This is a genomic window from Corynebacterium sp. HMSC074A09, from assembly GCF_001811545.1.
In the GTDB taxonomy this organism is placed as follows: domain Bacteria; phylum Actinomycetota; class Actinomycetes; order Mycobacteriales; family Mycobacteriaceae; genus Corynebacterium; species Corynebacterium hiratae.
The window spans coordinates 132,497-139,258 of the sequence record NZ_KV805124.1; the positions used below are offsets into that span (position 1 = coordinate 132,497).

The window sequence follows — 6,762 nt, forward strand, 5'->3', positions numbered from 1 at the left end:
GGCCGGGTGGATTAACCAACTCGGCGGGCTGCTAGGTCATCGCGGCGCTGGCGCGAAGAGGGATGGGGACCGTCGAAGCCATCGTCGCTATCGCCCTCCGAGTAGACGGGCAGGTAGTCAAAGTCCGGGCTCTCATCATCGATTTCCAAGATGAGTGCGCCCGGGCGGCGCAGGTTGGGTGGCAGCGACTCGGCGGGGTTCTCCGCATTGCGCACACCCAAACGGGCGCGGCGCAGGTGGTAGACGCGTCGGCGCAGCAGCTCCCGCTCGCGGCGCACCTGGGCGCGCAGGGCCACCAGGTAGACCATGGTCATAATGCCGGCAATACCCGCCAGCCACCACGTCCAGCTCCCGACAACAATACCCAGGCAAACCGTGGCCACCACTGCTACCGCCAAGCCGATGAGCGTGCGCTGGCGGCGCTGATAACGCGTGGCGGAGGCTTCCTTTTCCTTCACCGGATCCCAGCCACCGCGGCCCAGGCGGCGCTGGGCGAAGGCCAGTTCCTCGGCGGACAGCTCGGTATCGCTTCCGCTCACATCCTCGTCCTCAGTCTCAGCAGCAACAAGGTCCCCGCCGTGCGGGACTGCGTCCGAGCCTTCCTCTGTGTCTTCGGCATCAGCGCTCTCCGCTTCAACCGCTGCTTCGTCGGCGCTATTCGCATCAGCCGCAGCCGGCTCTTTCTCCACCGTGTCGATGGCTCCCGGATACATCAGATCAACCGGCGAGGTATAGGTCTCATCGAAGTCATAGGCATCCTCGGCCACGCCGGCGTTGGCAGGAGCCGTGAATACCTCCGCAGCATCCGCCTCAACGTTCTCAGCCTCCTGCTCCGACCCATGATCATCCTCGGCAGCGTCGTCGGAATCGTCCTCGAGCTCGAAGTCCGTCTCGGCGTCCTCAGCTTCTACGACTTCGCCATCAATCGTGTCCGCCACTACGGATTCGGCAGCGCTCTTTCCTTCGGCATCGCCCCGGAACGACTCCGCGGTATCAGCAACCCCCTCGGCCTCAACCAGCTCATACTCGGCTTCCTCATCGCTGGCCTCCGCTGCTGCCGGGGTGTGCGGGCGGATATCGTCCTTGCCCAGGCGCGGTTTACGGCGGCCCGGCACGGAGCCGGAATCTCCTTCGAAGAGCACGCGGGTCTCTTCAAAGGCCTCACCTGTGTGGCTCATCGGACGCTGCGAGCGCAAAAGCAACGGAGCGAGGATGAAGAGCCACAGCACGATTACGAGAATGATCGGCACGGCAGTCATCATGTGGCTGAGTCCCACTTTCAGGGGTCGACGAAAAAGGGAATATAACTAGGCCCCTACTCTAGCTGCCCAACCCCGCCCCGTGGGCACCAACGAACCCCTAAATTACAAGGTTGTTACTCAAGTGAAAGCAGAGGTAGTTGACCGAAACAATCCCCCAACCCATCACCGGCTTAGCAACAGCTAAGCCACCTGCTAAGCCAACTGCTAAGCCACCTGCTAGGCCCCCGCGATTCGTCCCGCCGCACGGAGGCGCTCCACCGCCCCAGAGGCAAAATCCTCGCGATTAAGAGCCAAAAAGTGATGGTCCCGCCACGCGCCGTCGATATGCAGGTTGCGGCGCAGGAACCCTTCATCGCGGAACCCGTTGCTGTGCAGCACCTTGCCTGAAGCGGGGTTCTCCGGCAGATAGGTCGCCGTCACACGATGCAGCCCCACACGATAAAAGGCATGGTCCACGCCAAGAGCACAGGCAGCAGTAGCCACGCCCGCACCGTGCACCGCGGAATGCACCCAATAGCCAATCCAGCATTCGCTGACCCCTCCATGCTGGATATTTCCTAAGGTCAATTGCCCACAGAAGTGGCCATCAACCTCAATGACCAGCGGCACCACTGTCCCGGCCCGGGCCGAGTCACGCAGAAACATCAGGTGATTCCACCAAGCCGACTGGGAGTGCGCCGCATCCCACTCCGTCGGCAGCGTCGGCTCCACCGGTTTGAGGAAATCCCTATCCTCGATGCGCTGCCGTCGCCACGCCGCACCGTCCCTCCGCAACAGGGGGCGTAAACGTAGCGTCGCCCCGCGTGGGAAAACGCGAGACTCCCGCAGCCGTACCGCGGGTGTAGCTTCTGGCCAACCCGGATGATCGGGGTTGACCCCACCGGTGGCGGGGGTGGAAAAGCGCCCCGCGGCGGTACCAAAAGGATCAAGCATGACGTGTGTGCCGGCGGCTAGCTGCGCTGGGTCAGGAACAGGACGTCCACCACGTCCCCGGGACGGATCTCTGTAACTTCCTCCGGAATGCGGATCATCGCGTTCGCTTCCGAGAGCCCTGCGAGCAGGTGCGCCGGCGCGCCCGCCGCACCGCCCAGTCCTTCCACCAGATAGTCGGAGGTTTCGGCATCCCGCATGAGCCGGGCGCGGATGTAGCCGCGGCGTCCCGGGCGGGATTCCATGTGGTTGAGCACGCGTGCGCGCACCACGCGGCGTTGGCCGCTGCGCTTGCCCAGGGAGAGACGGATCAGCGGGCGCACAAAGACCTCAAAGATAACCAGCGCGGACACCGGGTTCGAGGGCAACAGGAAGGTCGGGATGCGCTCCTCCCCCAACAGACCGAAGCCCTGGACCGATCCTGGGTGCATTGCTACGCGTGAGGTATCCACATCTCCCAACTCATCAAGGACCTCGCGGATTTCTTCCGAACCCGCGCCACCCACGGCACCGGAGATCACCAGCACCTCGCTGCGCGCCAAGTAGGTTTCCAAAGCCTCGCGCACGCGACGCGGCTCGCCGGCGGCGATGCCGACGCGGTGCACGTCGGCGCCGGCCTCCTTCGCAGCCGCTGCAAGCGAATAAGAGTTCACGTCGAAGACTTGCCCCAGGCCGGGCTCGCGGTCGACGTCGACAAGCTCCTTGCCAAAGGACACGATGGTCACGCGCGGGCGGGGGTACGCCAGCACCTTCGAACGCCCCACCGCCGCGAGCAGGCCAATCTGCGCTGGGCCCAAGATGGTACCGGAGGACACGGCTACATCCCCGGGCTGAATATCGTCGCCCACGCGGCGCACGAAGTCCCCCGAGCGCACCGGGCGGTGCGAGGTCACGCGCTTGCGGCCACGGTCGGTCCACTCGAGGGGAAGGACGGCGTCGGCAAGCGTCGGCAGAGGCGCGCCCGTGTACACGCGCACCGCTTGCTTGGGCTGCAAACGCAAAGGCTGGCGCGACCCTGCAGGAACCTCCCCCACTACAGGCAGGGAACGCTCAATCTCCGTCTCGGTGGCGGGTGCATCCGCATCCTCAACGTCGTGGCGGGAGCGTGCCTTGAGGGCTTTTTCTCCCCCAACGTCCACGGCGCGCACGGCATAGCCATCAATGGCTGCTTGCGGAAACCCCGGGAGCGGCTGGTTTGCCTGCACCTCCTCCGCGCACTTGAGACCTAGGGCATTCGCGATGGCGATGCGTACCGGCTCAGGTGTCATCGCTGCATCAAGAATGAACGCCATCTGGTCATCGACCGAACGCATGTACCGCCTGCCTTTACTCTGGGGTATGTGGGGCCTAAAGGGATGGAAGTTACTGGAGTAGAGCTTAGCGCGCTGGACGTGTGAAGGCTTAGCCCTTCAGCCCCTTTTCTTCTTCGTAGTCCTCCACAATCTTCTTGATCGCCTTGTAGAGCGCAGGACCGTACTTCTCATCACGCAGACCAAAGTCAACATTGGCCGGAATGTACCCACCCGGGTTACCCAGGTCATGGCGCTTGCCTTGGTGGACTACGACGTGAACGGGGTGGCCTTCCTTAATGAGAAGTTCAATGGCGTCAGTCAGCTGCAGCTCCCCGCCCTTACCTGGCTTGATGCGGCGAAGGGCATCAAAAATCTTCCTATCGAGCAGGTAGCGCCCAGTAGCCACGAGGTTCGAGGGCGCATCAGCCGGGTCCGGTTTTTCCACCATGCCCACGACCTTCTTCACTCCCGGCGCGTTGGTGTCCTCGACGTCGAAGACGCCGTAGTTATAGGTCTCTTCGCGTGACACCTCGAAAGCGCACAGCACGCTGCCGCCCAGCGCGGAACGAACCCGGGCCATCTCCCCCATGACGGTGGCCGGCAGGACAATGTCATCCGGGAGCATGACGGCGAAGAACTCTTCGTCATCCTCCAAGACGGTTTCCGCCAAGCCCACCGCGTGGCCCAGACCCAGCGGCTTTTCCTGCTCCACGGAAATCGGGTGGATCAACTGAGCAGCACGCTTGACCTTGGCCACTTGCTCGTCTTTGCCGCGGGCGTCGAGGGTCTCGACGAGATCGGGGAACTCATCGAAGTGCCGCATCACTTCCTGCTTGTTCGGCGCGGTAATCACCGCAAGGCGCTGGGCGCCCACGGATGCGGCCTCTTCCGCAATGAGTTCAATACCCGGCGTATCAACGACGGGGAGCAGCTCCTTCGGTACGGTCTTGGTGGCGGGCAAGAAGCGGGTGCCCATGCCAGCAGCGGGGACAACGACCGTAGCGATCCCGGTGTGGGAATCCTCGTGTGCAATAGCCATAAGTTCCACTTTACAATGCGCCCTTCGCGCTCCCGTGCTGCGCTACGCCGTCCCGCTATGATTAACAACCATGACGACCTCCCCCAAGGACGCCTTAAGATCCTCACTCCTTAACGCGCGGCGCGAGCGCAGCGCCGAGCAGCGCGCTGATGACAACGCCGCGTGGTGCGCCGGTGTGGGTGAATTACTCACTCCTGCGATGCGTGTTGCCGCCTACCATCCCCTGGGCACAGAGCCGGGTGGCCCCGACTTCGTGGAGACCGTGTCCACACTCTGCAAGGAGGTCTACCTTCCCATTTCAGGCAAAAACGGTGAGCTCTTGTGGACGCTGTATGGCGGGCCGGAGGCCATGCGCCCGGGGGTATTAGGGATTGCAGAGCCCGACGGGCAGCGCCATAGCAGCGAAATCCTGGCGCACCTCGACCTCATCTTGGCGCCCGCGATGGCGGTGAGCGAGTCAGGCATGCGCCTCGGGAAAGGCGCCGGCTACTACGACCGCGCACTCACCCCGCTTCCCACTGGGAACCCGCCCGTCGTCGCTCTCGTCCACTCCAGCGAGGTCCGGGACGTCCCCTTCGAGGGACACGACCGTCCCGTCGATGGCATCCTCACCGAGCGCGGGATGCGCTGGCTTTAATCGGCCCCTTCTCAGATTCCATGCCGCCGCCTGGGAACCGTGCGGGTCGGAGCACAGTCTAAGAAGGTATGGACTTTCTTCACGTTCTGCGCACCCCCGGGCATCGCCGCAGCGTTCTCCTGCGCCGCGTAACGGCCGCAGTCTTGCTCGTGGCCGCGGCGGCAAGCGCGCTCGCTTCTACCCGCGAGCAGCCGCGCGTGGTGGTCATGGCCCGGGACGTCGCCGCCGGGGAGACGCTGGCGCTTGGCGATGTCTCCGTGGCCCGCGTCCCCTCCTCCGCTCTCCCCGCCACGGCGTTGGGGAGCAACCCGGAAGATGCGGTGGGGCGGGTTCTAGTGGCGGCGGCCAGCGCCGGCGAAATACTCACTACCACCCGGCTGCTCAGTTCGGATCTCATCGCGGACTTCGGGATGGAAGACGGCCACCTTATCCCGCTCACGCTCGCCGAGCCAGACGTTGCCCGCAACCTCCATCACGGCGATACGGTCAATATTGTCGGTGCCCTCGACGGTGGTGACGACGCTTCCCTCCCCGCCCGCGGCTCAACGATTGCCCGTGGCGCACGCGTCGTGTCGGTGGGTGCCGGCGGAGAGGATGCCCGCACGCACACACTCCTCGTTGCGCTACCAGCCGAAGCAGCCGAAGCTGTGGCAGCCGCGTCACTGGCACAACCGCTCACGGTTGTCATTGTGGGCGATCGCGCCCACAGCTAGCTTGACCTGTGAGAATCGCCGCATTTATGTAAAAAGGTTGTTAGAGAATGTTGCCGTGACACGAAAACTCTGCCTACTATAGGCACATCCACTCAGGCGCTTTATGCTCTTGCAGTCTCGCGACTGCCGCGCGACCCCGCGGCACCACCTGCAGGATGGCGCACAAAAGTGGCTTTCGCTATTCCAGTATTTCCACATGCTTCGTCTTACGTTGGCGCCCCTGCGCATCTAGGGCCTCTCTTAGAGAGCATTATGGCTCTATGCCTGCTCTTCTCCGACTTTTCTGAACAGCGTTCGGGCGCACAGTCCGGACTACACAGAGCAGACGCTTAAGACACAAGAAGCACCTACCCCCGTAGATAGGACAACCACCACCATGCTCAAGGGCTTTAAAGATTTCATCCTGCGCGGCAACGTCATCGAGTTGGCCGTAGCGGTCATCATCGGTGCCGCCTTCACCGCGATCGTCACCTCCATCACCGATCACATCATCCAGCCGCTGATTAACTCCCTCGGCTCCCCAGACTTTGGTGGCCTGGGCTTCGCAATTACCGATAGCCCGGAGACCTTCCTGGACTTCGGTGCAGTCATCACCGCCCTTATCAATTTCCTCATCGTTGCCGCTGTCATCTACTTCGTCATCGTTGCTCCGATCAACGCCGTCACCGAGCGCGCTAAGCGCCGCCAGGGCGTTGACCCGGAGGAGCCGGCTCCGACCACCGAGCAGCTGCTCGGCGAGATCCGCGACCTGCTCGCTGCTGAAAACGGTGGCACCACCACCAACAAGCCTGGCTCCAGCATCTAAGCCAACAGCCCCACGCCTAAAAATCCCGCAGAACCGGCATTTCGCCGAAGTTCTGCGGCTTAAGGGACATTTCGTGTGGATTTG

The 6,762-nt window shown here is 63.3% G+C and carries 7 protein-coding genes; 3 read left to right on the forward strand and 4 right to left on the reverse strand.

Going from position 1 to position 6,762, the window contains the following annotated elements; translation table 11 throughout:
- Positions 1-11: 11 nt before the first annotated feature.
- The 4 genes from glpR to HMPREF2807_RS02980 form a co-directional block, all read right to left on the reverse strand.
- Positions 12-1,262, reverse strand: coding sequence for a divisome protein SepX/GlpR (glpR, locus tag HMPREF2807_RS02965; RefSeq protein WP_049154213.1), 1,251 nt, complete (start codon positions 1,260-1,262; stop codon positions 12-14).
- 216 nt (positions 1,263-1,478) lie between these two features.
- On the reverse strand, positions 1,479-2,195 hold the full coding sequence (locus HMPREF2807_RS02970; RefSeq protein WP_083295504.1) for a GNAT family N-acetyltransferase: 717 nt from the start codon (positions 2,193-2,195) through the stop codon (positions 1,479-1,481).
- A gap of 17 nt (positions 2,196-2,212) precedes the next feature.
- Positions 2,213-3,505, reverse strand: a complete 1,293-nt coding sequence (gene glp, locus HMPREF2807_RS02975; protein WP_070510397.1) for a molybdotransferase-like divisome protein Glp — start codon at positions 3,503-3,505, stop codon at positions 2,213-2,215.
- Between the two features lie 88 nt (positions 3,506-3,593).
- Entirely contained in the window at positions 3,594-4,523 is a 930-nt protein-coding gene (locus HMPREF2807_RS02980; RefSeq protein WP_070510399.1) for a UTP--glucose-1-phosphate uridylyltransferase, read from the reverse strand.
- Positions 4,524-4,593: 70 nt separating this feature from the next.
- Here HMPREF2807_RS02980 and HMPREF2807_RS02985 point away from each other — a divergent pair, with 70 nt between their 5' ends.
- From HMPREF2807_RS02985 to mscL, 3 genes are all read left to right on the forward strand, one after another.
- Positions 4,594-5,160, forward strand: a complete 567-nt coding sequence (locus HMPREF2807_RS02985; RefSeq protein ID WP_070510401.1) for a 5-formyltetrahydrofolate cyclo-ligase — start codon at positions 4,594-4,596, stop codon at positions 5,158-5,160.
- 68 nt (positions 5,161-5,228) lie between these two features.
- Positions 5,229-5,873: an SAF domain-containing protein gene (locus HMPREF2807_RS02990; RefSeq protein ID WP_070510403.1), complete on the forward strand. Its 645-nt coding sequence runs from the start codon at positions 5,229-5,231 to the stop codon at positions 5,871-5,873.
- A gap of 376 nt (positions 5,874-6,249) precedes the next feature.
- Entirely contained in the window at positions 6,250-6,678 is a 429-nt protein-coding gene (gene mscL, locus HMPREF2807_RS02995; protein WP_070510406.1) for a large conductance mechanosensitive channel protein MscL, read from the forward strand.
- Positions 6,679-6,762: the final 84 nt, after the last annotated feature.